Source organism: Rhizobium sp. BK591 (assembly GCF_014195045.1).
Classification (GTDB): Bacteria; Pseudomonadota; Alphaproteobacteria; order Rhizobiales; family Rhizobiaceae; genus Rhizobium; species Rhizobium anhuiense.
Window position 1 is genome coordinate 316,138 of record NZ_JACIAZ010000006.1, and the last position, 25,931, is coordinate 342,068.

Sequence of the window (25,931 nt, forward strand, 5' to 3'; positions counted from 1 at the left end):
GATGACATCCAATGACGATATCCTCCGCGCGCTCGGGCGTGTCGAGGGCAGGCTGACAGGCATCGAGGACAATGTCGCGCTTCTGCGCAGGGAGGTCAGCGACGAAAAGACCAACGCGCACGACAGCCGCGCCGTGATCCACGCGCGGCTCGATGAGCAAGCCAGACAGATCGCCCATCTCGATACCAGCGTGGCGATCAGCGGCGGCGCGGATGCGCAGATCCGCCAGGAGATCAGGAGCCTCAAAGAGACCGTCGAGAAGAACCAGGAGATGGTCGCGCCGGCGCTTGAAGACTGGAAACGAATGAAATCGATCGGCTATGGCATCTCCGGGCTGATCGCCTTTGCCGGCCTGACGATCGGTGGCATTATTGCCTATGCGAGCGATGGCGCGGTGGCGGCGTTGCGACATTGGTTGAAGATCAATTGAGTTGAGGGCGCCGATTGTCCGCGGCTTCGAACCTCCATCGCACTCGCAGCATGCCTCAATCAGCCGTTTTTTGATCGGCGGAGCTACGTTGCCAAATCCAACCAACCAAACCCTAAATTTTAGGCATCGCTAACGAACAAATCGGCCGCCTGTTGGTTCTCCTCTCAGGAGGAAACGGTCATGAAAACCATGAGCAATCGCCAAGTTCGCATTCCCGGCCCGCGAGAGCACGATGTTGCCGAGCATTGCCGCAAGTTTGGGATCGGCCCGGCGGAGGAGAAGAAGCTGAAGAAACTTCTCGGGTCTCGGGCGCCGCTCCATGAAATCCAGGCCAATGCTCCGCCACGGCAGCCAAGGTGGCGTTAGAGAATTTCGGGAAAACTGCGAAGCGGTTTCCGTCGGGAAGTGCGTAAAACAAAGGTTGGAGCGGTTCGGCTTTCATCAAGGCTGAGCCGCTTTAACGTGAGAAGGGGACGGCGCATCTGATTGTTTCACGCGGCATTACAGCAATGATTCAAAGATTGAGCGGAACAGAGCAGTGCCGCAAACGCTCGCGAAAGAGGTATTGTTGCCTGGGTTTGAAATGGGCGATCTTGCTTGCACATGAGCCGGTTGTTCGGCTCGTTCCGCTTCGCTCCGCTGAAAGCCCCGCTCCGGCGGGGTTTTTGTTGGCGCGGGATGTGGCCGTCGATTTTCGCCCGGCCGGAGCCTGTCCGTATGACGGCTGCCGTCTTGCCCGGACAGGTTGTCTATTATCCCTCTGTCGGTTTTCCCGGGGGGTGTGGTGTCGGATCTCTGCCGGGAACTTCCACCAATATCGGGGGTTTTGCCCGCGGATCGCGCGGTAGGTTTCGTCTCCTGTACCCACTGCTACCCCTGCAGTTGCTGCGCGGTCCACTGATATCAACGGGATGACGGATGAGGCTTTGCATCTCGGCGATCGCCAGCGGGCGAAGCCGTCTGTCGTTCGTCATCGGCGTCTGGAGATTCAGCCCTTCGAAGACGCAGGTGTGTGTTTGTGTCGACGTCCGCATGTGAAATGGCTCACGACGGCACAGCTGCGCGGGGGTCGCCTATCAGTGCCGCAGTTGGCGCGACAGCATCAGGATGTAATCGTCGGCGATATCGGCAACCACCATGGCGGCTTCCGCGGCCGTGTATCCCCTGCCGACGGCGTCGCTGACGATCTTCATGACGGCGGGTTCAAGTGCTTCCCGGCAGTCGGAAAGGCTTTCGGCATGCGGGCATTTGGCACGAAATTCCAATACGTTGTTCATGGCATACCCTCCATTTGATGTTGCTGCGCCCTATGCGTCAGTTGCCCGATCCCCGGAAGAACCAAGCCTTGGTCCCGGTGGAGCGTCGCTCGCGGGGACCAGAATGACTATCGTAAGAATACGATGGCATAGGCCGCCACGTATTCAAGCGCGCGCTGATATTAAGGTAAGCCAGTAGGGTTAATTCGTCCGCTGATGTTGCATCGTGGCATCGGAGGCTGCCGCAGGCCGGATTGCGATAAGAGGTGGCGCCTCCGAGGTTGTCTTCGGTCAGACGCTGATGCGGCGGCCGGCCTTGTCTGCTTCTTTGCGATTGGCGCCGTGTTTTTCGATGATGGTCCTGGCATCCTCGTTGGAAATGCGGTGTTTTTTCGCGAAGTAGATGACATCGTAGGGGCCGTCAGTCGTAGCCGCTTTGGCGGGCTGGACCTTATTCGCTTTGTCATTGGTCATGATTTTTCCTTCCTTGGAAATGTTGGGCTGGCCATCAGTCCATGTCGGCGCAGACCAGCACCTATCGTCTCCGGATCGGGGATCGGAGAACCGGCAATCTCAACTCGGTGTCCGTCGAAGACTTGGCTTCGTCCGCCCTATCGATGCGCCCGGGCCGTCATATGTTTTTCCCAGATCTGCGTCGCCTGCGCTGCCGTGCCGGTCTTGTGGAAGCGCAGCAGGTGCAGTCCTTCCGCCCGTCGTTTCTCGTTGAAGGCGCTGTTTTCGTAGTCGGTGCCTTCGACAATGCTCTCGCTTTGAAGAACGGCCTTCAATTCCTGCACATAGTGTCCGGTGATGTTGAAAAGCGCTTCATTCTCGGGTGCGTCTGTCATCGTTTTCCCTATGGGTGGTCGCGTGGCATTCAACGCGGTGCCGGTTCAGCAGGCCACGTCGGTAAGATGCATCAAGCAATCCGCGCCCCTATGGGAAAGGCTGGTATCGGACAGCGTTTAGCTGGGGTGTCTGTCTGGAGTTCCATATATCATGCAGCAGCGCCGCCTTACGAATCAAGGATCAAGGCGCGGCGGGTCTGAACGGCCGCATGTTAAACCACTTGCCGCCCCGATACCATCTCAATCGGAATGCCGAAGGATATCGGGGAGAGAGCCGTCTTCAGGCACAACGGCGTGTCTGTCCGTCATTGGTCGTTCCGGTGCCTACCAGAAGACGCCCTTGAAAACGATATAAACGATAAAGGCCAGGCTGATTGCCGGCGTCAATTTCACCAGAAAGTCGAGATATCTGAACTTGCCGATATGCCGGGCCAGGCTTTTCCAGGAATGAATGTTTACCGTGGAAGGCATCATGCCCTCCCTTGGTTGGGGCTGGGGAACTCTGACGACCCCTGGTGGCAGCGCCCGTTCACAAACTGCCGCCATAGCAGATATGGGCTCCAATCGTCGGCGCTACAAGTCGTGGCGAAGTGGCGGTCCGGCTGAGATCGCAAAGAGGCGCACGATCGCACAGCGCGGCGCGGGCATGTCCGGGCGGCTGGGCGCCTCCGGACAGGATTGCGCTTTTACCTCAACCATCGCTTCGATCAGTTTCAGCCGATCGAATTTCCGCCGTTGATCGTCATAGAGCCTGCCCAACAGCGCGTAGGCCGGTCCCGCGGGGCTGCCCTTGAGCGACAGTATCCTGACCACCGTTTCCTGATCGGCAACGCGGCGCGCGGCCTTCACGACATGGCGACGTGCCAGCTTCAGGTCTTTCGGGCGGTATCGGGTCGAGACCATGAGTTTTGCTTCCCCAGTCATCCGGCAACACCAGGACGATGGCCGTTTCAGCTTGCCGGCGCGATGCTTTCCAGCGATTAGCGAAAATCTTCGGCCCTGAGCGTGAAGTTGTTGCCACGCCGATGCTGATAGACTCTCGATGCGGCTTCCTGAATCGAGGAGCGCGCGGCATCGAAGGCATTGAGGTAGGCGGCCTCGGAAGAGTCTCGCGTGATCGCGCTGCCGAGGGCCGCGTCTTCGACCAGAAATCTGACCTCGAACATGCCGTCATAGCCGGTGAAGCGGACACCTTTTCTGGCTTCGTCGAAGCTACGGCTTCTGTTGGGAAAAATAAGTGCCATTGCGGTTGTCCTTGGAAGTGGGCACGAGCCGATGTGAGGACCTCGGGCCTGGCGATGATAATGGATGCACGATGGCGATCAGCCTGCCGGCCTGTCCGGCCGTCTGCAGGTCTTAATGGATGGTCTGCACGATGACCCGGCTTTCAAGCAAGGCTTCCGATGTCTTGATCAAGCGCATCGTGCCCGTGATGACCTCATCCGAATAGAGAGAATCGGCACGGGAGATTTCGTCCGTCATATCGTGGAGAACTTTGTTGATCTCCAGCAGAGGCGGCACGAATTCGACCAAACCTGCTGCTGCCAGCCCGTGCGTTAGGCGCGCGATCGCTTCTCTCAGATGATTGACGAGCGCACGTCTTTCCACCGCCATTGCTGACGGCTTTGTGAGGGTCGCTTCATCGTTGAACTGCATGATGCGTATCCTCCTCTATCTAAAATGGGTTCCGCCACGGCTTTATCAATGGCTACATCAATGGCTATTGGCGAATGAGGTTGCGGTCAGGTGGCAAAGAGCGCAAGCTGATCCATCGGCGGGCACGATACGGGCACCGCTGCTTGGGGCGCGCCAGTGAATACTAGCGCCAGTAAACCCTAGCCCCAACGAAGGAGGACGCCATGTCTTCCACATCTGATCAATTCTTCGATATCGACAATTTGAGGATGCTCGATCGCATTCTGCGAAAGGCCGGCTTTCGCGGCGGCGAAACTTACGCGGCCGATGATGCTGAGATCAGCGCGACGAGTTTTCTCATTCATTGTTTCCAGACGGGCATCGTCGATGAGGCCGCGCTGAAATCGGCTCTGAAAATGTATCTGGCAACGCAGCTGAGTTCCGGTCCGCTTCCTCAGGCGATGGAGGATGGCTCTTTTGCAAGATGGCAGGATGACGGCGGCGCCCCGACGAAAGCCTATCGGATCGCGCGCTATACGGCGCCTGGGCCCACGACCGCATCGCTACGGCCATTGGGCTACCGTTTTCCCAAGACCAGACTGCCTGAACGCGTGTTCGAGATCCCCTGAACGGATCTTGCAGCGACGTCCCCCGGCTAGCCCGGTCGATCGTCGCGATGACATGACGAACAAGGAAGAAGACATGCCTCGCAATCACGCCGATCAAAGGGACGGGATCGGGAAACGCAAGATCACCGCCGTGCGCAAAAGCGCATCGGTCAGCCCGACTGCCGACGATCTGATAAGCCAGGCCCGTCACGCCCGGTCACCGTCGGCGGAGCAGGGGATCGATAGCCCTGATGACCAGGCCTATGGCGTGGCCCGCACGCATAAAGGTCCCTTCGACAACGCGACGGCATTCAGCGCTCCCACTTACGAGCATGATCTGCCGACGCGGCAGCAATTGGAGGCCGCGCAACGCAGCCAATCCGATGCGATCAAGCAGCAAGAGGCAAACCGCCAAAAAGGCAAATCCCGCATTCGCGCCAAGGCGACGAAGCTGAAATCTCCCTGAGCGGAAATGGAACGGAGCGGGCTGCCGGTCCGTCGAAAAGCCCGCTCCAGGCAGGCTTCTCATTTCATGGCACAGCTCAGGCGACCTCACGCAGCCCCAAACGGCACGGCGACGAAGGTCTTGTTGCCGTCGCGGCCATCTTAGGCCGCGGTAAAGGGCACGGCGACAAAGGTTTTGTTGCCGTCGCGTTCGACGAGCAGCAGCACCGATTTGCGGCCTGATTTGCCGGCCTCCGCAATCGCGGTCTTGACGTCGCGGGCATTGTGGACCGGTCTGTCGTTCACCGAGACGATGACATCGCCGGACTGAATGCCGGCGGCGGCGGCCGATTTGTCCGGGTTGACGTTGGCGACCACCGCGCCGCTGATCGAGCGCGGCAGGTTGAGCTTCTGGCGCACGTCGGGCGTGAGGTCGGCAAGGCCGATGCCGAGGCTCGGCTGGCCGCTGCTCTGGCCTTGAGTGTCGGGGCTTTCGGCTGCGGCTTGTTTCTGGCCGGCCTCATTGGTGCCGACGGTGACGTCGAGATTGATCGTCTTGCCGTCGCGCCAGATGCTGAGGGCTTCCTTGGCGCCCGGCGAAAGGTCGGCCACCAGCCGCGACAGGTCCTTCGGGGTCTTGACGGTCTCGCTGCCGACCGAAGTGACGATATCGCCGGGCTTCACGCCCGCACGTGCTGCGGGCGTATCGGCCGTGACGGCGGCAACCAGCGCGCCGCCTGCCTTATCGAGGCCGACGGCATCGGCGACATCCTTGGTGACCGGCTGGATCTGCACGCCGAGATAGCCGTGATCGATTGAGCCGTCCTTCTGCAGCTTGGCGACGATTGCCTTGGCCTCGTCGGAAGGAATGGCGAAGCCGACGCCGACGCTGCCGCCGTTCGGCGAATAGATGGCGGTATTGATGCCGACGACATTGCCGCTGCGGTCGACCAGCGGCCCGCCTGAGTTGCCGTGGTTGATCGGCGCGTCGATCTGGATGAAATCGTCATAAGGCCCGCTGTGCAGGTCGCGGCCACGCGCCGAGACGATGCCCGCCGTCACCGTCGTGCCGATGCCGAAGGGGTTGCCGATCGCCAGGATCTGGTCGCCGAGCTTCAACCTGTCGGAATCACCCCAGGCAATGGTCTGCAGCGGCTTGCCCGCCTCTATCTTCAACACGGCGACATCGGATTTCGGGTCGGTGCCGATCAGCTTGGCCGGCAGTTCCGTGCCGTCATCGAGCGTCACCTTGATGTCGACGGCATTGTCGATGACATGGTTGTTGGTGACGATCACGCCGTCGGGGCTGATGATGAAGCCCGAGCCGAGCGCCATCGCCTGCTGCGAGGGCCGGTTTTTCGGCGCCTGGCGCGGCAGCGGGATGCCCTGATCCTCGAAGAACTGACGGAACTGCTCGTCCATCGGCGACTCCTGCTGATCGGCGCTGACATTGGTCGCCTTCATTGTCGTGGTGATGGTGACGACGGCAGGCTTGTCGGCATCGACGATGGAGGCGAAGGAACCGCTGGGGGCGAGAACGCCGCCGGCATCCGAAGGCGCGGCAAAGGCGCTGGACGAATTGATCGTAAAGGGCAGGCATGCGGCGCCGGCGATGATGGCGGCCCCGACAAGAGCTGCGGTGCGATGTTTGTGGAGGATAGGTGACATGGCGGTGATCCCTTGGACGGTGGTCCCTTGCGAGAGCGTTGGTTTTGGATGGCGTCGTGGTTCCATGTCCTGGGACCTGGCGTCGGATGGCGTTTGGCGCCAATTGCTTTCATCGCAGCGCAGTCGTCGGGGGGACGGCGACCGGGCGAATGGAAGAATTCGCGCTCGGGATTCATATGATCGCGGCCAGCGGATTTACAAATTAAATATTGATCATGTTTATATTGCCGATTTGTAAGATATGACGGGGATTTAATCTTCGCTCCGATGCTTTCGGGCTGGCTGACGCTTCCGGAAATTCCGGCCGGTTTTGCCGCGCCCGAGTATCCTCCGCGACATTTTCATTCGAAAATAAATGGACTTATTCCAGGGAGTGGTGATCCGATCGCCGCAGATGCCCGTAATTTGCCGACGGACAATCCTGCTGCTGTTTCTGGACGTTGTTTCCCCGGAACCTGTTGCTCATACAAAATGTTAGTAGACTCTAAATTATTTCTTCTTCAGAAAGTGAAAATCGCGAATCGAAGGCAGGTGAGTCTCGCGTGCAGCATATGAGGGATGATGGGCAAGTCAGTGGGGCCGGGGCGGAAGGCCAGGCGCGGCGCGCATGTGAAGTTGAGCGATGTGGCGAAAAAGGTGGGGGTCAGCCCCATCACCATTTCGCGCGCGCTTCGCAATCCTGAAATCGTCTCGGAGGATCTGCGCGAGACCATCCTGCGTACGGTGAGCGAGATGGGTTATATCCCCAATCTCGCCGCTCGCGCGCTCGCCGGCCGCCATAACGGCGTCGTCGGCGTCATCACGCCCGCTTTGCACCAATACGGCTTCGCCGACCTGATGATCGGTATCGAGACTCGCTTCCGCGACGCCGAGTTCACCGTTCAATATTCCAGTACGCTGCACCATGCCAAGGGCGAGGCCGGCCTGCTGAAATCCTTCCTGACACAGAAGCCGGCCGGGGTGATCATTGCCGGCGCCGAATCCTATAGTGATCTTCTGCCGCTGATCGGCAATGCTGCCTGTCCGATCGCCCATATCACCGATCTCAGCCAGGAGCCGGAAAAGCTGGTCGTCGGCCTCGATCATCATGCCGCCGGCGCCGAACCCACCCGCTTCCTGTTGTCGAGGGGCTATGAAAGGATCGGCTTCATCGGCCGCGGCGGGGATGTCCGCTCGCGCCGCCGCATACAGGGTTATGAGGCTGCGATGCGGGAAGCCGGGCGTTTCAACCCGGATCTCGTCATCGGCGGGGATGCTGCAAGCCGCATCGGCCTCGGCAGGGAGTTGTTTTCCCGGCTGTTGCAGCGCGTGCCCGATATTGATGCCGCCTTTGCCCAGAGCGACGAACTGGCGCTTGGCGTCCTCATCGAATGCAAAGCGCGCGGTATCCGCGTGCCGGAGGATGTCGGCATCTGCGGTTTCAACGATTTGGAATTCTCTTCCTTCACCGAGCCGACGCTGACGACGGTGCACTTACCGCGTTACGATATCGGCTATCGCGTCGCCGACATGCTGCTGCGCGCCATCCGCGACGAACCGCCAGGCGAAGACAAGGTCAACTGCGGCTTCTCGATCATCCCGCGCGGCTCGACGCGCTAAGCCGGTCCGATCTGCCGAATGAAATGCGACGGACCTGTCGTAGGCGCGAACTAGGCACAGATCAGATTATTCCCTATACGGATGGAATGATGATCACTGTGCTGAAAAATGGATAACACAGGACTGTCTCTCGACAGAATGCGCACATTTGTCCGCGTCGCCGAACGCGGCAACCTGTCGATGGTCGCAAGAGAGCTAGGTATCGGTCAATCCACCGTGACGCGACACCTCAATGAACTTGAGGAGGCTGTTGGCGTCCCGCTTCTCAGCCGAACCACGCGTCGCGTGACCCTTACGGACGAAGGTAGTCGCTATTATGCGAACTGCCTTCAGATACTGCGCCTGGTCGAACAGGCCGCTGAAGAAGCGAGAGATGCCCGTCAGGCGCCTGCCGGTGCTGTTCGACTTTCTTGTACGGCTGCGCTCGGTGTGATGCACGTCACGCGCCTCATCTTTGAATTCCAGGACAAGCATCCGGACATCAGAGTCGACCTCAACCTGACGGACGAGCGCATCGACCTGGTTCGCGAAGGTGTTGACGTGGCACTTCGTCTTGGACCTCTCGCGGACAGCGCGATGAAACTTCATGCGCTCGGAGAAAGCCATCGGCTGCTGGTGGGCGCTCCGACTTATTTGTCCGTTCACGGACGGCCGCAGCACCCTGCCGATCTGTCACGCTACGAAACCGTCGTGATGTCCAATGTGGCGGGGAGCGATCGGGTCGTTCTTTCCTCTCCCGATGGCACGAGCCTGATAATCCCGGTCAGTGGAAAGCTGCGCGTCGATCACGGGCTTGCGGCGCGCGAAGCCCTTGCCGCCGGACGCGGCATCGGTCCTACACATCTCTGGCTGGTCCACGATCTTCTGGATGACGGCCGGCTCGAGGTCGTGCTTGGCGACTATCGTCCTTTGCCGGTTCCGGTAAGCTTGCTGATCGTTCCGGAGCGTGCAGCCATTGCCCGCGTTCGGCTTCTCGTCGACTTTCTTGTCGCCGAGATTTCCAAATTGCCGGGAATCAGGCCATCGTAAGTCTTTGTTTTTAAAGATATCGTTATCGCAAAACCGCTGCACAGTTTTGCGCGACATGCCTCAAAGTCCGAAGAATCGCTTATCGCCACGCCACCCCGTCGTCCTGAGATATTGTTCCCAGTTGAGCGTGTCGGGGTTCAGGCGACGGCTCCAATCGAGGTCGTGCGCCTTGCCGAAATAGCCATATTCGACAGCATATTCGACCATTCCCAGAAGCTCTCGAACGAGAAGTTCGTTGGCCGCAAACTCTGGAAAATAGTGCAGCAGGCCATCCCGGGTGAAAGCGTTTCGATATTCGGCCTTGAGGCCGGTCACGCGCTGAAAGGTTTCGACCATCTCGCGCGGAGAAATGATGTCGCCAACGATCGGCAGCGTTTTGCCGTTATAGCGCTCGGGGTTTGAGAAAATTTCGAGGACGACCGGCCCGGTCGCCGTCAGCGGATCGACAAAGGGCGCTCGGAAATCTTCAGGCAGATAAACCGGCAGGAGCAGCGTATCGCCCTCCATGCGCGGCACGTAATATTCGAGAAGATTCGTGTAAAAGAATGCCAGCATGACGAAGGAATGAGAGATCGGCAGGCTGCGAATATAATCTGCGACGCGCGCTTTGTCGGTAAAATGCGGCGCATACTTCGTCCCACCGGTGATCTTGTCGACATCCTCAAGCGTGCTGAAAACAATATGCCCGACGCCGGCCTCGACGGCGGCATCCGCCAGTTGCCGGCCGAGAGCGGCCTCGATGGTTGCTGGCGGGGCGATCGGCGGCGTCATCAGAAATGCGCCATCGGCGCCTTGGAAGGCAGCGACGAGGTTCTTTTGACGGCCAAGTTCGAGAGGGACGGCTACGATCTCGGCGCCGCCTTCTTCCAGACGTAACGCTTCGGGCGAATCCTTCGTCCGGGTCAAAGCACGCACCCGGAAACGCTGGCTCTGAAGGAGTGTCGCGGCGACGCTGCGCCCCTGTTTGCTCGTTGCGCCGGCAATCGCGATAAGTGGCTTTTCATGTGCGGACATAGAGCTTCAAACCTTTCCCTGTCATTTGACGCCGACTGCGGTGCAAGGCGTCATTTTGCGGGAGGGCGGTCGGCCTGTGCCGAGAGCCCACCTCAATGGCGGGCACCCTATCTCAACAGGTTCTATGGCTGTAGATATCTGAAATACATAACATAATGCCATTTTATGGATAAATGGTGCCGTCCAAGCGTCGTCGAAACCCGCCCCGAGGACGGAAGCGCCGACAGCGATCCATAGACTCTGCCGGCGCTCTTTCTCTGAGCAATCAAGGTATCAGCAGAATACTGCCCGCCGAGCGTCCCGATTCCATCTCTTCGTGGGCCTTGGCAACATCGGCCAAACAATACTCAGCACCGATCTGCGAAACGATCCCTGTTTCCATCGCCCCGACGGCAGCCAGAGCCGCCTCGCGATATTGTCCGACGTCGGTGCACCAGGCCATGATGCTCGGATGGCAGAGCGCCTTGCCCGGACGAAGTTCCTCGACAGGTACCGGTGGAATAGCTCCGGCCGCCTGACCGATGGTGACGGCCATGCCGAATGGCCGGACAGAGCGTATGCTTTTGAGAAGTGTGTCGCCGCCGATCCCGTCATAGGCGACGTCGACCCCGAGTCCGTTCGTGAGCCGCTTCACCTCGGCGACGATATCGGCGCCTCGTCCAACAATAAGGTGATCGGCCCCATAAGATGCGGCGAGTGCGGCCTTTTCCGAAGAGCTGACCGTCCCGATCACGGTGGCATCGAGCGATCTCGCCCAGCGAACGAGGACGCTCCCAAGCCCACCCGCAGCCGCATGGATCAGAACCTGAGTGCCTGCGCGCACATTGTAGGTCTTTTTCAACAGCATGTAGGCGGTCATGCCTTTGAGCAGCGAACTCGCTGCCGTTTTCGCTGAAACGGCATCAGGAAGTTTTATCGCCCTTTCAGCAGCAATATTCCTGGTAGAGCGATAGGCGCCAACCGGAGGCCCTGCATAGGCAACGCGGTCACCTTTTTGGAAGATGGAGACGCCAGGACCGACATCGTCGACGATGCCTGCCGCCTCGGCACCGATCACCGCGGGGTAGGAGGGCATGGGGTAGATGCCCTTGCGGTGATAGACGTCGAGAAAGTTGGTTCCGATCGCCTGATGACGGATCGTTATCTCGCCATCACCGGGAGGCTGACAACGGTGATGCTCAACGCGGAACTGGGTGACGTCACCGGGGGCGTCCAGCCATATGATTTGGTCAGTCATCTCGTGCTCCTTCATGGGCACAAATTATCCGGTGGCCTGATGTGTGAAAATTCCCTATTGTTTCACAATGATTGGGAGAGAATTCACAAGGATCGATTGGGACGACCTTCGGCATTTCCTGGCGCTCGCGCAGTCGGGAACGTTGCTTGGCGCCGCAAAGCAGCTCGGCGTCGAACATGCCACGATCAGTCGGCGGGTTTCGTCGCTGGAAGCCAGCCTGGGGCGCAAGCTCGTAGACCGCCGCGGGCGGCGCATCATTTTGACCTCGGACGGAGAGCAGGTCGCCAGGCACGCAGCTCTTGTCGCGGTACAGACTGCGGCAATCGAGCAGCTTGGTCGCAGCAGCGCCACGGAATTGCATGGCCATGTGAGGATCAGCGCGCCTCCCGCTCTCTCAAGCGTGCTCCTGGCAAAGCCGATCGCGGCCGTCAGGCGAGACCATCCGGGTGTTCAGATCACGCTCGTCGGAGAAAAGCGCCTGGCGTCCCTGAACCGACGAGAGGCGGATATCGCCGTGCGCATGTCGCGTCCCGAGGACGGCGATTACGCCATCGTCAAGCTCGGCGAGACAAGCTTCCATCTCTACGCAGCAAAGACCTATCTCGAAACGGTTCCACCGTCGGACTGGACCTTCATCGGTTACGACGAAACCATGAACGCCTCGCCGCAACAGTTGCGGCTGATCGAACTGGCCGCCGGCCGGCCGATCGCTGTGAGGTCGTCCGTTCTGGAGTTTCAGGCCGCAACCGCAAGACTTGGCGCCGGTGTCGTCATGCTACCCGATTTCGCCGTCCCGGAGTCCAGCGGTCTCCAGCGCATTGAGAACGAACAGGCTTTGACTCGAGAGGTCTGGCTGGTTGTCCATTCTGACATCAAAGACGTCCCCTCCGTCCGCGTCGTCGTCGATGCGCTGAAAACCGCTCTCGGGAAATAGTCAGGTCAGTTGGCTGGGTCGCAAAGCGCCAGAAGCGATGGCTGCCCTCTTACGGTCTCACGGGACCGATCAGCCCTCATCCCGAGGTGCGGAGGCCAAGGGCCGAAGCCTCGAAGGACGGGGGCGGGTGCTGAGCAGTCACCGTCATACTGCCGGAGCACATACGTCGTTTTATCAATAGGTTACGGTGTGCCTGGACACCAGATGATAACGCGAAATCATTAGGTTTTCTTGAAAAGTGTCCAGACCTATTTAACTCGCTCAGACAGCCCGGCCTAACCCCTTTTGGCGATATTGACTCCGATCTGCATCCTGCCAATCTGCATCCATACGTTGGAACCAATGGGAGGTTCTTGTCTTGGATGCAGTATACCCTGGGCATGAAGCAAGCGCTCACGATATTCTGGAACTGGCATCGCATTACCGAACGGCCGCGACTTTGCTTGGGGAATGCTCTCCTCGGGGCAAATCGCTGTCGCACGCTCCGCGCCGGTTTCTGGCCCTCCACTCGATCGAGCTCTACCTGAATGCGTTTCTGCTCGCCAAAGGGCGTGACCCTAAGATGATCCGCGGCCTTCACCACGACATTGGCAAGCGATCGCGATGGGCGAAGGAAGCGGGCTTAATCTTCCGAAAGCGAACGGAGGAACACTTGGCGACGCTGTCCTCCAACAGGGAATATCTCGTCACAAGATACGATCCGGCCGCCGCGCTGTCGCAGGTCAACCGAGTGATGGCGACGCTCGAAGAGTTATCGCAGAAGGTGAGGAAGGTCATCGACGTGGATAAGTCGAACAACGGGAAAACTGCCGGTCCAAACCTGTGAGCATCGGCGATTCGTGCCATGACGCCTTGATGGAACCGGGCGTTTCCAACGCTTGAAGCGAACGGCGCAGGGCACCACCCATTACCCCGGAAGAGATGCCGGCGACCGTGTGTTGGTCTCCGGGTCGATCAGGATGAAGGAGCCGTAATTGCGGTTCTGCTCATAGGGGTCGATGATCGCCGCTTCGTCGAAGACGAGCCGGACTTTGCCGATGGCGTTCATGTAGAGCCGCTGGGCGGCGTTCCAGCTGCCGGTCTTCAGCTCCAGATCGTTGTCAATGCACGACTTGGGAAGCTGCCGACATCAATTCCTGGGAATTCAGTGCCTTGAATGTCTGGAGCCCAGCCTCCAGGACTTCAGTGAAGCTCCAGCGTACGATGCCCTCCCGGTCGATGAGGAACTGACCGACAAGCTGCCCGTGGTCGGCAGTCATCATCTGCTGATCGGCTTCCGTAATTTGATATCCTTCCTTCTCGTTGATGAATTCGTCCATTGCCATCACGCTCATAGGCTCGGGCAACTCGCCCGGCAGATCGATCCGTATTGCCATGACCGTGTCGATCCCGACCTCGCGTAGGCCGAAGGCTTGGTGCGAAGCCCTTATCGGGTCGGAAGCGGCAAGAAGATCGGGTATCGGATGGTAGCGGAAATAGAGCCGCGCGCGTTCGACCGGGGTGTTTACCACCGCCAGGGATTGGACGCCTTTCTCACGCAGCATCGGGTTGAGATATGCCATGGCCGCGACATGGCGCCGGCAGAACGGGCAATGCAGGCCCCGAAACAAACCGATCAGCAATGGGCTGCGGCCACGAAAATCATCAAGTGCGATCTTCCCCTCGCTCGAGATCGCATCAAACACAACGTTCGGGACCCGGTCGCCCGGTTGTAGCGGATGGTCGACATGGCTCGTGGACATTGGACAACCTCCTCGCTCGGGGATCAGTCGAGAAAAGGCGCCGAGTTAGTGCATCGAGGTCGAGATTGAGCGCTGCAAGGCCTGACCTCTCGTCTTACCGCACCGCCTGGATCCGATTTAAGAATGGCCCCACATTGGCCCGCGGGCAAGCGGAAAACAGCGAATCGTGAATTGGAAAAGTCCGTTTTCTGCAAACTCTGAATTTTTTAGCGGCCGCAGAGGCCGACACAGAAAATTGAGCTGGGGAAGCCCCTATCGCAAAGTCTCAGGTTCTGATCGGTTCTTCGCCGTTCGGCAGGGAGTCCGCCAGCCGCAGCCAGAGGATTCGGCCTCGGTAAGGGGCCAGTCTTGCTGGCCCCTATCCCTCATCAGATATCGCTTGCGGCGCTCGACCAGAGATCGGCTGCTTCGGCTGCCGTCATGCGCCGTACCTCGGCCTCATGGCTGCGGCTGGCGAAGAGTTCGCTTGCCATGATCTGCTCGGCAAGATCGGCCGGAAGCGAGAGGATGACGCGGGCTTCGCCATTGTGGAGGCCGCCGAGTTCGGTGCGCTTGCCGGTCACCATGCCGCCGGCGACCGTATTGTTGGTCTCCGGATCGATCAGGATGAAGGAACCGGAAAGCCGGTTCTGCTCATAAGGATCGAAGATCGCCGCTTCGTCGAAGACGAGCCGGACCTTGCCGATGGCGTTCATGTAGAGCCGCTGGGCGGCGTTCCAGCTGCCGGTCTTCAGCTCCAGCTGGCTGAGCGGCTGCACCTGCACACGCTGGCGGCGGCTGCCGCTCTTCAGCCAGTAGCGCTTGCCGGGCTCGATGCCCTCGGGCTGGAGTGCGACGATCTGCGCGTCGAAGGCAAGGCCGACCTGCGGCTGGGCGTCGATCGAGACGATCATGTCGCCGCGCGCCACATCCACCTGGCGGTCGAGCACCAGCGTGATCGCGTCGCCGGCAACGGCGGCATTGCGCACGAGATCGAAGGTGACGATCTTGGAGACGTTGGCGACCATGCCCGACGGCAGGATCATGACGCTGTCGCCTGGTTTGACCGAGCCGCCGGCAACCGTGCCCTGATAGCCGCGGAAGCTTTCGCCGGGACGCGAGACGCGCTGCACGGAAAGACGGAAGCCGACCGTCTGCGACGAGCGCACGGTCGCAAGCTCCAGCGTCTCCACCAGCGTCGGGCCGGTATACCAGGGCATCGCGGCCTGGCCGGGATAGACGACGTTTTCGCCCTTCAGCGCAGACATCGGAATGGCGGTGATCTGCTTGACGCCGAGCGACAGGGCAAATTCCCGGAACTCGTGGCTGATCTTGTCGAAGCCGGCGCGGTCGTAGCCCGTCAGATCGATCTTGTTGACGGCGAGCACGAACTGCTTGATCCCGAGCAGCGAGGCGATCGTCGCGTGGCGGCGCGTCTGCTCGAGAATGCCGAAACGCGCATCGACCAGCAGGATGGCGAGATCGGCGGTTGAGGCGCCGGTCGCCATGTTGCGGGTATACTGTTCATGGCCGGGCGTATCGGCGACGATGAAGGAGCGCTTGTCGGTCGAGAAGTAGCGATAGGCGACATCGATGGTGATGCCCTGTTCGCGTTCGGCCTGCAGGCCGTCGAGCAGCAGCGCGAAATCGGGCAGGCCGAGATCGTTCTGCTTGCCGGTGGAATCGCGCTGCAGGGTGGCGGCCTGGTCTTCCTTGACCGCCTTGGTGTCCCAGAGCAGGCGGCCGATCAGGGTCGACTTGCCGTCATCGACGCTGCCGCAGGTAATCAGGCGCAGCGGGCGCGAGTCGCGCAGAGCTTTCTGCTGCTCGGCGGCGGGCAGGTTGACGACGGTGGCGGCCGAGACGGCGGTTTGGGCTGCGGTCATCTCAGAAATATCCTTCACGCTTCTTCTTTTCCATGGAGCCGGACTGGTCGCGATCGATGGCGCGGCCCTGGCGTTCGGACACAGTTGCAATTTCGAGTTCGGCGATCACCTCTTCGAGGGTGGTGGCCTGGGAGCGGATGGCGCCGGTCAGCGGGAAATCGCCGAGGGTGCGGAAACGGATCATGCCTTCCTGGCGGACCTCGCCGGGCAGCAGCTCCAGGCGCGGGTCTTCGGCGAGGATCATCATGCCGTCGCGCTCCACGAACGGACGCTTCTTGGCGTAGTAGAGCGGCACCAGCGGAATGTCCTCGGCCTGGATGTAGCGCCAGATATCGACTTCGGTCCAGTTCGACAGCGGGAAGGCGCGCACGCTCTCGCCCTTGCGGATCATGCCGTTATAGATGTTCCAGAGTTCCGGCCGCTGGTTGCGCGGATCCCAGCGATGGTCGGGCGTGCGGAAGGAATAGATGCGCTCCTTGGCGCGGCTGGCTTCCTCGTCGCGCCGCGCGCCGCCGAAAGCGGCGTCGAACTGGCCGGCATCGAGCGCCTGGCGCAGGCCTTCGGTCTTCATGATGTCGGTGAAGGCCGCCGATCCATGGGTAAAGGGCGTGATGTTTTCGGCAGCACCGCGCGGATTGATGTGCTCGATCAGATCGAGATCGTATTTCTTCGCGGTCTCGTCGCGGAAGGCGATCATCTCCCTGAACTTCCAGCCGGTATTCACATGCAGCAGCGGGAAAGGCACGCGGCCGGGATAGAAGGCCTTGCGCGCCAGATGCAGCAGCACCGAGGAATCCTTGCCGATCGAATAGAGCATGACGGGACGCTCGAATTCGGCTGCAACCTCGCGGAAGATATGGATGGATTCGTTTTCCAGCGCCTTCAGATGCGGGTCGAGCGGCGCCTTGGCGCTCTGGGGATTGCTGAGTTCCGTATCGAGACGGCTATCGGGCATGTCTTACTCCAGACTGTCGGTCGGTCGTTTGCGGCTCACCGCAAACAATTCCTTGATGTGGCTTCCCCAAGAATGTTGCTTTCCCTGGGAATGTTGGCTTTCCCAAGGCTGCGGCGGTCGCCGCGCCTTGATTTTTGGGAAAGCCGTGGGGTGATTTACTGTGCGGCGATCGCCGCGGCCTCTTCGGCGACATGCAGGCCGCATTCGCGCGTTTCGTCCTGCTCCCACCACCAGCGGCCGGCACGTTCCGGCTCGCCGGGCTTGATCGCCCGCGTGCAGGGCTCGCAGCCGATCGAGGGATAGCCGCGCTGATGCAGCGGATTGACCGGCACGCCGTTTGCGGAAACGAAGGCCTTGATCGCCTCCAGGTCCCAATCGGCGAGCGGATTGACCTTCAACAGGTGGCGTTCGGCATCATACTCGGCAAAGGGCGTTTCCGCGCGGTTGGCCGATTGGCCGCGGCGCAGGCCGGTGATCCAGATCGCAGCACCCTCCAGCGCGCGGGCAAGCGGCTTCAGCTTGCGCACGCCGCAACAGGCATGCCGGGCTTCGACGCTCTCGTAGAAACCGTTGAGGCCGTATTGCGCCGCATAGGCGTCAATATCGGCCTTCTCCGGCTCGAAGCGGTGGATGCGGATGTCGTACTGGTTTTCGGTCTCGTCGATCAGCGCCAGCGTTTCGGGAAACAGCCGGCCGGTCTGCAGCGTCGCGACATCGATCGGCAGGCGGTGCGTGCCGATCTCGGCGGTGATCACCTGGTCCTCGATGCCGAGTGACGTCGTGAACACCACGCGGCCGCCGAGGCCGGAGACCAGCGACAGACGTCCGGCAAGGTCGAGGCCCGCCAGCCTGTCATTCAGCGCCTTGGCTTCCGCAATCGGCCCTTCTTCCAAAATTGGATTGATAGCAGTCATGAGAATCCTGTCCTTCGTTGACGGGAGTATCGCAGTTCATACGGGGATCGGACAGAAAAAGGGATTTCGAAAGCTGCGGCCGGAGGAGCAAATATCTCTCCGAAGCTGCCGCGATGCAGAAAAGCAGCCGCATGCGGATGAAAATCCACATCGGCAGCTTGAATGTCTATAGAAATAGTAGAGTTACACGCAGCCTGTCAATCCGAAATCTGAAGTGATGCCGAAAATGGTGCGGAAGGCGCGGTTTTGGCATAGATTAAGAGAGCTTGGCCGAGAGCAAAAAACAAGGCCAAAACGCTTGTCTCTCAAGGCTTTCTCCAGCGCGTTCAAATTCGGTTCATGCTGGTTGTGCCATAGAGGTGAAAGTACTTCCGTAGCAGTGCGGAAATTCGCGCTGCCTGTGTGTGTCGATGGTCAAAAATGATTACGCAAAAGGCGAAATATGCGCTGCGGGCGCTCACGGTCTTGGCTGACGCCGATGCCGGAGAACCGGTGATGATTTCCGATATCGCGGCGCAACAGAAGATCCCGAAGAAGTTTCTCGAACAGATCCTGCTCGACCTGAAACATCACGGCGTCGTCGCCAGCCGCCGCGGCAAGCAGGGCGGTTATCTCCTCCTCAAGCCCGCCCACACGATCACTTTCGGTGAGATCCTGCGCATCATCGACGGCCCGATCGCCCCGCTTCCCTGTCTCTCGATCACCGCCTATCGCCAGTGCGACGATTGCGACGGCGAACAGAACTGCCAGATCCGCCACGTCTTCGCCAAGGTCGCCGACGCCACCCGCAAGGTGCTGTTCTCGACGACCATCGCCGATGCCGTCGCTCCAAAACACAGCGCCGAAGTCACCCGGCTGCTGGCCTGAAGATCGCGCATCTTTCTTCAAGATTTGGTGAAATCCCTTTTCTTCCAGCCGGCATGCTCCACCTGCCTGCCCATAGGGTAGGGAGGACATCATGTTCAGAATCTCAGCACAGCGCATCATCGCTGCGGCCATGCTGTCGACGGCTTTCGCCACCGGCGCCATTGCCCATCATGGCTGGTCCTGGGCCGAGGCGGATCAGATCGAGCTTGCCGGCACCATCGAGAAGATCTCCATGGGCGGGCCGCATCCGACCCTTGACGTCGCCACCGCCAATGACGGCGTCTGGCTGGTCGAGCTCGGCAATCCGCGCCAGACGGAACGCTCCGGCTTCGTCGAAGGTGTCGCTAAGCCCGGCGATAAGGTCGTGGCGCTTGGAAACCGTTCGCAGGATCCAAAGGAGAAGCGGCTGAAGGCGGTGCGCCTCACCATCGGCGAAAAGCGCTACGATATCTATCCCGACCGCATCAAGACGAACTGACCCGGGCCAACCGAGCTGTGATCGACATTCTCGAATGGCTGTCAGCCACGGCACCTGCGGCCGCGCTCCGGCGCTCCGGAACGCTCTACATGTTCGTCAACGCCGCCCATATCCTGGCGATCGGCCTTCTCGTCGGCGCCATCCTGCCGCTTGATCTCAGGCTCGCCGGCTTCTTCCGCAGGGTGCCGGTCGAGATCGTTGCGCTGTTTCTCTCCCGCTGCGCCGGCATCGGCCTTGCCGCGGCTCTTGTCACCGGCTTCTGCCTGTTCAGCGTCCGGGCGGTCGAATATGCCGGCAATCCCGCCTTCCTCGCCAAGCTTTGCCTGATCGCCCTCGGCCTTCTCAACCTGTCGATCGTTCATTTCGGGCGAGGCTGGAAAACGGCGGTGTCGACAGGCATCGTCCGGCCCGGCCTGCGCTTCTCCGCCGCCCTGTCGGCCGCAGTCTGGATCGCCGCCGTGCTCGCCGGCCGATGGATTGGTTTTCTCTGAGGCGATCGCTCCCGATTGTCTCGGCCGCGGCGCGCATGAACCGCGCCGGTCGAAGGGAGTTGAATATAACACGATGATCCGTCATATTGCATTGCAGTTGCAACGCATGAGGAAGGTCATGAAAACGGCATCGCTCCCGTCCCTTCGCGTGGATCCTGAATTGCGCGCTGCCGCCGAAAGCGTTCTGAAAGAAGGCGAGAGCTTGTCGTCGCTGATAAAGGACTCCCTTCGCCGTCAGATCGATTATAGAAAGACCCAAGCGGAGTTCATCGCACGGGGTCTGGCCGGCTTGGCGGAAGCGGAGCGGACCGGTGTGTTCTACACAACGGACGACATCCAGGAATTGATGCGCAAAAAGCTTGAAAAGGCGAAAGCCCGTAAAGCCGCACGGCAGAAATGACCTTCGAGCTTAAGTACACCCAGACCTTCTATGACGATCTCGACCGGCTCGCCGATTTTCTGATCGAACGTGATCCGGATTTGGTGGAACGTGCCCTCAGCGCTATCCAAAAAGCTCTGATGATACTCCAGGATTTCCCGCTTATGGCCAGACGCGCCTCTGCCGATGATCCTTTGCTGCGCGAGCTCGTCGTGCCCTTCGGTTCGGCCGGATATGTCATTCTTTTCAAAGTGGTGAGCGAAACGAGCGTCATCGTCCTCGCCGTCCGTCACCAGCGCGAAGAAGATTACCACTGACTATCGGTCGCTGACCGCCGCGCGCGGATTGATCCACGGTTCCTGGTTCGAGCGTGCCAGCGGCTGTTTGCCGAGGATATGGTCGGCCGCCTTTTCTCCGGTCATGATCGAGGGTCCGTTCAGGTTGCCGTAGGTGACATGCGGGAAGATCGAGCTGTCGGCGACACGCAGGCCATCGACGCCGATCACCCGCGTTTGCGGATCGACCACCGCCATCGGATCGTCCTTGGCGCCCATCCGGCAGGTGCCGCAAGGGTGATAGGCGCTTTCCAGATGTTCGCGCAGGAAGGCGTCGATTTGTTCATCGCTCTGCACGCCTTCGCCCGGCTGGATCTCCGGGCCGCGATAGTCGTTGAAGGCGCTCTGGCCGAAGATCTCGCGGGTGAGGCGCACGCAGTGGCGGAATTTTTCCCAATCCTCGGCATGGCTCATATAGTTGAAGCGCAGCACCGGATCGGCCTTGGGGTCTGCGGAGCGCAAGCTCACGCTGCCGCGCGATTTCGACAGGTTGTAGCCGACATGTACCTGGAAGCCGTGGCTTTTCGCCGCCGCCTTGCCGTCATAGCTGATCGCCACCGGCAGGAAATGGTATTGGATATCGGGCTGCTTCAGCCCCGGTGCCGAGCGCAGGAAGGCGCAGGCTTCGAACTGGTTGGAGGCGCCGAGACCGCCACGCGAGAGCAGCCATTGCGCGCCGGCCACGCCCTGCCAGAACCATGGTAGCCACGAATAGAGCGACACCGGCTTGGTGCTCACCTGCTGGAAGTAGAATTCCATATGGTCCTGCAGGTTGGCGCCGACGCCCGGCCGGTCGGCTTTGACTTCAATGCCCATGTCCTGCAGATGGCCGCCGGGACCGATGCCCGACAGCATCAGGAGCTTCGGCGAATTGAAGGAGGAGGCCGAGACGATCACCTCGCGGTTCGCCTTCACCACCTCGATCTTGCCCTTGCGTTCGATCTCGACGCCGGTGGCGCGTCCGTCCTCGATCACGATCTTCCGCGCCAGGCCGTAGACGATCCCGACATTATCGCGCTTCAGCGCCGGTTTCAGATAGGCATTGGCGGCAGACCAGCGGCGACCGCCGAAGATGGTCTGCTCCATCAGCCCGAAACCTTCCTGCTTGCTGCCGTTGTAATCCTCCGTCGTCTCGAAGCCTGCCTGTTTGCCGGCCTCGATGAAGGCGCGGAACAGCGGATTGGTGAAGCCGCCGCGCTGCACGTGCAGCGGCCCGTCCGTGCCGCGCCAGCCCTCTTCGCCGCCATGCGAATGCTCCATCCGCTTGAAATAGGGAAGCACGTCGGCATAGGCCCAGCCGCTGGCGCCGAGTTCCTCCCAGCGGTTGAAGTCTTCGGCATGGCCGCGCACATAGACCATGCCGTTGATCGAGGAGGAGCCGCCGATTACCTTGCCGCGCGGCGCGGTGATGCGCCGGTTGTTGAGGTTTGCCTCCGGCTCGGAGAGATAACCCCAGTTATACCGCTTCATGCTCATCGGCCAGGCAAGGGCTGCCGGCATCTGGATGAACGGCCCGAAATCGCTGCCGCCCGCCTCGATGACGAGGACGCTGGTCTTGCCGTCTTCCGACAGGCGATAGGCGAGGGCGGAACCGGCCGACCCCGAGCCGATGATGACGAAATCTGCTTGTTGCATGACGTTCCCTTAGATTCTTTGCAACGGTTCCGAAGACCCCGGACATTAAGACCCCGCCCCAAACCCCTCCCCACAAGGGGAGGGGCTTAACTTGCGGCACTGCCTCACTTCAAAATCAGCGCCGTAAGCGATGCGATGGAAGGAGGGCAAAACCGGTGCCCCGGATTGGCCCCTCCCTCTTGTGGGGAGGGGTCTTCACTCCTTCAATAAGGCGCCACCACCGGCCCCATGCCGACATAGACCGTCTTCAGCTCGGAATAATGCTCCAGCGCCGCAAGAGAATTCTCGCGGCCGAAGCCGGATTGTTTCGAGCCGCCGAAGGGGATTTCCACCGGGCAGAGATTGTAGGTGTTGATCCAGAGCGTGCCCGCCTCCAGCCGGTCGACGACGCGGTGGGCGCGGGTGAGGTCGGCGGTGAAGACGCCGCCGGAAAGGCCGAATTCGCTGGAATTGGCCCGCGCGATCACCTCGTCCTCCGCGTCGAAATCGAGCACTGACATGACCGGCCCGAAGATCTCCTCGCGGGCGATGCTCATGTCGTCGGTGACATCGGCAAACACCGTCGGCTGCACGTAATAGCCTTCGCCGGAGACGTTGTTCGGAATGCCGCCGCCGGCAATCAGCGTTGCGCCCTCGGCCTTGCCCTTCTCGATGTAGGAGATCACCTTCTCGCGCTGTGCCCAGGAGACCATCGGGCCGATCTGCGTCGCCTCGTCCATCGGATCGCCGATCAGCATCGCCTCGGTGCGGGCCTTCAGCCGCTTCAGGAACTCGGCTTTGATCGTCTTCTGTACGAAGACGCGCGTGCCGTTCGAGCAGACCTGGCCGGTCGAATAGAAATTGCCGAGCATCGCGCCCCCGACCGCCGAATCGAGATCGGCATCGTCGAAGACGATCAGCGGCGACTTGCCGCCGAGTTCCATCGTCACATGCTTGAGGTTGCCGGCCGCCGCCGCCGCGACCCTGCGGCCCGTCGGCACCGATCCGGTCAGCGATACCTTGGCGACGTCGGGATGGTTGACGAGCAGCGGCCCGGTGTCGCGGTCGCCCTGGATCACATTGAAGAGCCCCTTCGGCAGTCCCGCCTCATAAAGGATCTCGGCGATCTTCAATGCGCCGAGCGGCGTGTTCTCGGACGGTTTGAACACCATGGCATTGCCGCAGACAAGCGCTGGTGCAGCCTTCCAGCAGGCGATCTGCTGCGGATAGTTCCAGGCGCCGATGCCGACGCAGACGCCGAGCGGCACCCGCTTGGTATAGGCAAAGTCCTGGCCGAGCGGGATCTGCGAACCGTTGAGACCGGCCGGCGCAATACCGCCGAAGAATTCGAAGGCATCGGCACCCGAGGTCGGGTCGGCGACGATTGTCTCCTGGATCGGCTTGCCGGTATCGAGCGTTTCCAGTTCGGAGAGTGCCTGGTTTCTCTCGCGCATGATGTCGGCCGCCCGCTTCAGGATGCGCCCGCGCGCCATCGGGCTCATCGCCGCCCACTCCGGTTGGGCGCGTTTGGCCGCCGCGATCGCCCGCTCGACGATCGCAGGCGTTGCGGCATGCAGCCGGGCGATCACTTCGCCGGTCGCGGGATAGAGGCTCTCGATGACGGTGCCGTCGGTATCCTCGACATATTCGCCGTCGATGAAGTGCGAGGCTTTCGGCTGGGCTTTCATGTCATTTGTCCTTGGGTGGTTCGATGGGGTCGTCCCTTCTCCCCTCGGGAGGAAGGGGAGGCGGTGGCCAGGAGCGCATTCAGGTAATCCTCGGTCAGCGCGATCGAGGCTTCGATGCCGATCGGCGCTGATTTCAGACTTTGCCTGATATAGAGCCCGTCGATCATCGCCGCAGCGCCTTCGGCGATGCGTTCTGCGGCGTCAGCCGGCAGGAGTGCTTTCAGATCGGCCAAGAGATTGGAACGCAGCCGCCGGGCATAGATCACCAGGAAACGGCGGGTCTCTTCCGAGCGCTGCGCCTCGGCGTAGAAGGCGAGCCAGGCGGCAATCGTCTCCGGCGCGAACTGGTCGGCGTGGAAGCTGACGCGGATGACGGCCGAAAGCCGCGCCCGCGGCGTTCTGACCGCCTTGAGTGCTGCCACCGTATCACTGCGCAGCTGTCGGAGAAGCGAGCGGATCGTCTCGATCAGCAATTGCTCCTTGCTGCCGAAATAATGATGGGCCAGGGCTGGCGACACGCCGGCCTGCCGGGCAATGTCGGACATGGTGACGGCAAGCGAGCCGTGATCGCCGATCACCCGCAGCGCCGCATCGACAAGCGCCTTGCGGCGCACCGGCTCCATTCCGACCTTTGGCAAGCTGCCAGCTCCTGTAAAAATTTGAAGCAGGTTATTTTTGATTGACTGATCAATCAATAAAAATCTTTCTCGATTTGATCTGGCGCAGATCTTTCCGTGAAAAATTGCTGCAACATATTCCAAATCTCAGGAGGTGCATCATGGCCGATGTCTTTGAGGGAACACCGACATCTTCACTGCAGTCGAAATGGATCTGGTTCGTCGGCCTCGGCGTGGTGTTGCTCGTCTGCGGTCTGATCGCGCTCGGCAATCTGATGCTCGCCACCGTCGTCTCGGTCTACTATGTCGGCATGCTCATGCTGTTCGGCGGCGTGATCTATCTCGTCCATGCCTTCCAGGTGCGCGGCTGGGATCACGCGCTGTTCTGGGTGCTGAGCGGCCTACTCTACCTGCTTGCCGGCATCTGCGCCTTCATCAATCCGATCCTCACCTCGGTGGCGCTGACGCTGTTTCTCTCTTTAACCCTCGTCATCGCCGGCGTCTTCCGCACCTGGGTCGGCATGCGCATGAAGCCCACCAAGGGCTGGCGCTGGATCGTCGCAAGCGGCGTCATCACCGCCCTTGCCGGTTTCGTCATTGCGCTTGGCTGGCCGGTGAACAGTCTCTGGATCCTCGGCCTGTTCCTGGCCGCCGACCTCATTATCCAGGGTTGGACGATGATTGCCTTCGGCATCGGCATCCGCAGTGGGGCTGTGGAAAGTGATGCTCCGGCGTCGCTTTCCGACCGTTCTTTTTGACAAGGGGATGACAGGGGATTAGACTTTAAGGGTTAATGCCGGTCCAAAGACAGAGGATCGGCTACGTGCGAATGCACCAAGGCACCGGCTGGTATCGCCGAGAATGCTGAAAATGGTCATGCGTCCCCCAGAGGCAGGGTTCTGCCTGATCAGAAAAGGGAGGAAGTTCATGCCGATGGTCACCGTATCCATCTCTCCGCAACAGGCAGCGGGTATCCGCGCCGCCGTCGACAATGGCGGCTATGCCTCGAGCAGCGAGGTCGTCCGCGAAGCGCTGCGCCTGTGGGATACCGCCCGCAAGCTCAACGAATTCCGGGACGATGTCCTCGACGATGAGGGCGCTCCATCCGGCGGCAGATGCGTCGCCGACATGTTCGCCGATCACGAGGCGGAGCGCCGTCGTTCCGCCTGAGCAAGCATTTGATTGCATTTGAAAAATTGAATAAACGCGGAACGCGCGGCGAGTCTCTGCGCGTTTCATAAAACCTTCACACTGGCGAAAGAGTTCGTTGATCCTTCTGCGGCA

At 60.5% G+C, this 25,931-nt stretch carries 32 protein-coding genes and 1 pseudogene; 15 read left to right on the plus strand and 18 right to left on the minus strand.

Features of this window, described 5'->3' with window-relative positions; translation table 11 throughout:
- Position 1: 1 nt before the first annotated feature.
- Complete coding sequence (locus FHX10_RS26130; protein ID WP_047614135.1) at positions 2-430, plus strand: hypothetical protein; 429 nt, start codon at positions 2-4, stop codon at positions 428-430.
- Positions 431-610: 180 nt separating this feature from the next.
- Positions 611-796 carry a hypothetical protein gene (locus tag FHX10_RS26135; RefSeq protein WP_018241117.1) on the plus strand — a complete coding sequence of 62 codons (186 nt, stop codon included), beginning with the start codon at positions 611-613 and terminating at the stop codon, positions 794-796.
- 710 nt (positions 797-1,506) lie between these two features.
- Here FHX10_RS26135 and FHX10_RS26140 read toward each other — a convergent pair.
- The 7 genes from FHX10_RS26140 to FHX10_RS26170 all read right to left on the minus strand — a co-directional run bounded on the left by FHX10_RS26140 (position 1,507) and on the right by FHX10_RS26170 (position 4,190).
- Complete coding sequence (locus FHX10_RS26140; protein WP_047614138.1) at positions 1,507-1,707, minus strand: hypothetical protein; 201 nt, start codon at positions 1,705-1,707, stop codon at positions 1,507-1,509.
- Between the two features lie 270 nt (positions 1,708-1,977).
- Complete coding sequence (locus tag FHX10_RS26145) at positions 1,978-2,160, minus strand: hypothetical protein (protein WP_047614140.1); 183 nt, start codon at positions 2,158-2,160, stop codon at positions 1,978-1,980.
- Positions 2,161-2,297: 137 nt separating this feature from the next.
- Positions 2,298-2,534, minus strand: a complete 237-nt coding sequence (locus tag FHX10_RS26150; RefSeq protein ID WP_018241121.1) for a hypothetical protein — start codon at positions 2,532-2,534, stop codon at positions 2,298-2,300.
- Positions 2,535-2,858: 324 nt separating this feature from the next.
- Positions 2,859-3,005, minus strand: a complete 147-nt coding sequence (locus FHX10_RS26155) for a hypothetical protein (protein ID WP_164735923.1) — start codon at positions 3,003-3,005, stop codon at positions 2,859-2,861.
- Positions 3,006-3,107: 102 nt separating this feature from the next.
- Positions 3,108-3,437 (minus strand): hypothetical protein, encoded by a 330-nt coding sequence (locus tag FHX10_RS26160; RefSeq protein WP_246721379.1) that lies wholly within the window; start codon positions 3,435-3,437, stop codon positions 3,108-3,110.
- 77 nt (positions 3,438-3,514) lie between these two features.
- Positions 3,515-3,778, minus strand: a complete 264-nt coding sequence (locus FHX10_RS26165; RefSeq protein ID WP_047614145.1) for a DUF1488 domain-containing protein — start codon at positions 3,776-3,778, stop codon at positions 3,515-3,517.
- A gap of 112 nt (positions 3,779-3,890) precedes the next feature.
- The gene (locus FHX10_RS26170) at positions 3,891-4,190 is read right to left on the minus strand and encodes a hypothetical protein (RefSeq protein ID WP_028757657.1); all 300 of its coding nucleotides are present in this window, start codon (positions 4,188-4,190) and stop codon (positions 3,891-3,893) included.
- Positions 4,191-4,393: 203 nt separating this feature from the next.
- Between FHX10_RS26170 and FHX10_RS26175 the strand changes: the two genes are divergently transcribed.
- Together FHX10_RS26175 and FHX10_RS26180 are read left to right on the plus strand one after the other, a co-directional pair.
- The gene (locus FHX10_RS26175) at positions 4,394-4,798 is read left to right on the plus strand and encodes a hypothetical protein (RefSeq protein WP_028757658.1); all 405 of its coding nucleotides are present in this window, start codon (positions 4,394-4,396) and stop codon (positions 4,796-4,798) included.
- 52 nt (positions 4,799-4,850) lie between these two features.
- Positions 4,851-5,243, plus strand: coding sequence for a hypothetical protein (locus FHX10_RS26180; protein WP_097630590.1), 393 nt, complete (start codon positions 4,851-4,853; stop codon positions 5,241-5,243).
- 140 nt (positions 5,244-5,383) lie between these two features.
- Here FHX10_RS26180 and FHX10_RS26185 read toward each other — a convergent pair whose 3' ends face one another.
- Positions 5,384-6,889: a DegQ family serine endoprotease gene (locus FHX10_RS26185; protein WP_168333903.1), complete on the minus strand. Its 1,506-nt coding sequence runs from the start codon at positions 6,887-6,889 to the stop codon at positions 5,384-5,386.
- 561 nt (positions 6,890-7,450) lie between these two features.
- Between FHX10_RS26185 and FHX10_RS26190 the strand changes: the two genes are divergently transcribed.
- The gene (locus FHX10_RS26190; RefSeq protein WP_048338313.1) at positions 7,451-8,488 is read left to right on the plus strand and encodes a LacI family DNA-binding transcriptional regulator; all 1,038 of its coding nucleotides are present in this window, start codon (positions 7,451-7,453) and stop codon (positions 8,486-8,488) included.
- Between the two features lie 108 nt (positions 8,489-8,596).
- On the plus strand, positions 8,597-9,517 hold the full coding sequence (locus FHX10_RS26195) for a LysR family transcriptional regulator (RefSeq protein WP_097595776.1): 921 nt from the start codon (positions 8,597-8,599) through the stop codon (positions 9,515-9,517).
- A 60-nt stretch (positions 9,518-9,577) separates the two neighbouring features.
- On the opposite strand, the gene FHX10_RS26200 is transcribed toward FHX10_RS26195, so the two are convergent.
- Entirely contained in the window at positions 9,578-10,531 is a 954-nt protein-coding gene (locus tag FHX10_RS26200; protein WP_168333902.1) for an NmrA/HSCARG family protein, read from the minus strand.
- 265 nt (positions 10,532-10,796) lie between these two features.
- A complete protein-coding gene (locus tag FHX10_RS26205; RefSeq protein ID WP_168333926.1) occupies positions 10,797-11,768 on the minus strand; it encodes a quinone oxidoreductase in 972 nt (323 codons plus the stop codon).
- A 67-nt stretch (positions 11,769-11,835) separates the two neighbouring features.
- On the opposite strand from FHX10_RS26205, the gene FHX10_RS26210 reads away from it, so the two are divergent.
- Both FHX10_RS26210 and FHX10_RS26215 read left to right on the plus strand, forming a co-directional pair.
- On the plus strand, positions 11,836-12,702 hold the full coding sequence (locus tag FHX10_RS26210; RefSeq protein ID WP_063476600.1) for a LysR family transcriptional regulator: 867 nt from the start codon (positions 11,836-11,838) through the stop codon (positions 12,700-12,702).
- A 358-nt stretch (positions 12,703-13,060) separates the two neighbouring features.
- Positions 13,061-13,528, plus strand: a complete 468-nt coding sequence (locus FHX10_RS26215; RefSeq protein WP_168333900.1) for a hypothetical protein — start codon at positions 13,061-13,063, stop codon at positions 13,526-13,528.
- Between the two features lie 111 nt (positions 13,529-13,639).
- Here FHX10_RS26215 and FHX10_RS26220 read toward each other — a convergent pair.
- The 5 genes and pseudogenes from FHX10_RS26220 to FHX10_RS26240 all read right to left on the minus strand — a co-directional run.
- Positions 13,640-13,795 (minus strand): annotated as a pseudogene (locus tag FHX10_RS26220) (elongation factor 1-alpha C-terminal domain-related protein); the annotation flags it as partial.
- 7 nt (positions 13,796-13,802) lie between these two features.
- Entirely contained in the window at positions 13,803-14,444 is a 642-nt protein-coding gene (locus FHX10_RS26225; protein ID WP_063476602.1) for a peroxiredoxin-like family protein, read from the minus strand.
- A 368-nt stretch (positions 14,445-14,812) separates the two neighbouring features.
- On the minus strand, positions 14,813-16,309 hold the full coding sequence (cysN, locus tag FHX10_RS26230) for a sulfate adenylyltransferase subunit CysN (RefSeq protein ID WP_168333899.1): 1,497 nt from the start codon (positions 16,307-16,309) through the stop codon (positions 14,813-14,815).
- 1 nt (position 16,310) lies between these two features.
- The gene (cysD, locus tag FHX10_RS26235; RefSeq protein ID WP_047614166.1) at positions 16,311-17,264 is read right to left on the minus strand and encodes a sulfate adenylyltransferase subunit CysD; all 954 of its coding nucleotides are present in this window, start codon (positions 17,262-17,264) and stop codon (positions 16,311-16,313) included.
- A 155-nt stretch (positions 17,265-17,419) separates the two neighbouring features.
- Entirely contained in the window at positions 17,420-18,178 is a 759-nt protein-coding gene (locus FHX10_RS26240) for a phosphoadenylyl-sulfate reductase (RefSeq protein WP_047614167.1), read from the minus strand.
- Between the two features lie 420 nt (positions 18,179-18,598).
- Here FHX10_RS26240 and FHX10_RS26245 point away from each other — a divergent pair, with 420 nt between their 5' ends.
- The 5 genes from FHX10_RS26245 to FHX10_RS26265 all read left to right on the plus strand — a co-directional run bounded on the left by FHX10_RS26245 (position 18,599) and on the right by FHX10_RS26265 (position 20,710).
- Positions 18,599-19,045, plus strand: a complete 447-nt coding sequence (locus tag FHX10_RS26245) for an RrF2 family transcriptional regulator (protein ID WP_047614168.1) — start codon at positions 18,599-18,601, stop codon at positions 19,043-19,045.
- A gap of 91 nt (positions 19,046-19,136) precedes the next feature.
- Positions 19,137-19,523 (plus strand): DUF6152 family protein, encoded by a 387-nt coding sequence (locus FHX10_RS26250; RefSeq protein WP_025554871.1) that lies wholly within the window; start codon positions 19,137-19,139, stop codon positions 19,521-19,523.
- Between the two features lie 17 nt (positions 19,524-19,540).
- Positions 19,541-20,014, plus strand: coding sequence for a DUF6644 family protein (locus tag FHX10_RS26255; RefSeq protein ID WP_047614170.1), 474 nt, complete (start codon positions 19,541-19,543; stop codon positions 20,012-20,014).
- Between the two features lie 118 nt (positions 20,015-20,132).
- Positions 20,133-20,414, plus strand: a complete 282-nt coding sequence (locus FHX10_RS26260; RefSeq protein WP_168333925.1) for a YlcI/YnfO family protein — start codon at positions 20,133-20,135, stop codon at positions 20,412-20,414.
- Positions 20,411-20,710, plus strand: coding sequence for a type II toxin-antitoxin system RelE/ParE family toxin (locus tag FHX10_RS26265; RefSeq protein ID WP_168333896.1), 300 nt, complete (start codon positions 20,411-20,413; stop codon positions 20,708-20,710). Before FHX10_RS26260 ends, FHX10_RS26265 begins: the two co-directional genes overlap by 4 nt.
- Here FHX10_RS26265 and betA read toward each other — a convergent pair whose 3' ends face one another.
- The 3 genes from betA to betI form a co-directional block, all read right to left on the minus strand.
- Complete coding sequence (gene betA / locus FHX10_RS26270) at positions 20,711-22,363, minus strand: choline dehydrogenase (RefSeq protein ID WP_168333895.1); 1,653 nt, start codon at positions 22,361-22,363, stop codon at positions 20,711-20,713.
- 203 nt (positions 22,364-22,566) lie between these two features.
- Positions 22,567-24,030, minus strand: coding sequence for a betaine-aldehyde dehydrogenase (gene betB / locus FHX10_RS26275; RefSeq protein WP_168334129.1), 1,464 nt, complete (start codon positions 24,028-24,030; stop codon positions 22,567-22,569).
- On the minus strand, positions 24,027-24,653 hold the full coding sequence (gene betI / locus FHX10_RS26280) for a transcriptional regulator BetI (RefSeq protein ID WP_047614175.1): 627 nt from the start codon (positions 24,651-24,653) through the stop codon (positions 24,027-24,029). The genes betB and betI overlap by 4 nt, the downstream gene beginning before the upstream one ends.
- A 155-nt stretch (positions 24,654-24,808) precedes the next feature.
- Between betI and FHX10_RS26285 the strand changes: the two genes are divergently transcribed.
- Together FHX10_RS26285 and FHX10_RS26290 are read left to right on the plus strand one after the other, a co-directional pair.
- The gene (locus FHX10_RS26285) at positions 24,809-25,405 is read left to right on the plus strand and encodes an HdeD family acid-resistance protein (RefSeq protein ID WP_063476611.1); all 597 of its coding nucleotides are present in this window, start codon (positions 24,809-24,811) and stop codon (positions 25,403-25,405) included.
- A 169-nt stretch (positions 25,406-25,574) separates the two neighbouring features.
- The gene (locus FHX10_RS26290) at positions 25,575-25,817 is read left to right on the plus strand and encodes a type II toxin-antitoxin system ParD family antitoxin (RefSeq protein WP_047614177.1); all 243 of its coding nucleotides are present in this window, start codon (positions 25,575-25,577) and stop codon (positions 25,815-25,817) included.
- The last annotated feature ends 114 nt before the right edge of the window (positions 25,818-25,931 follow it).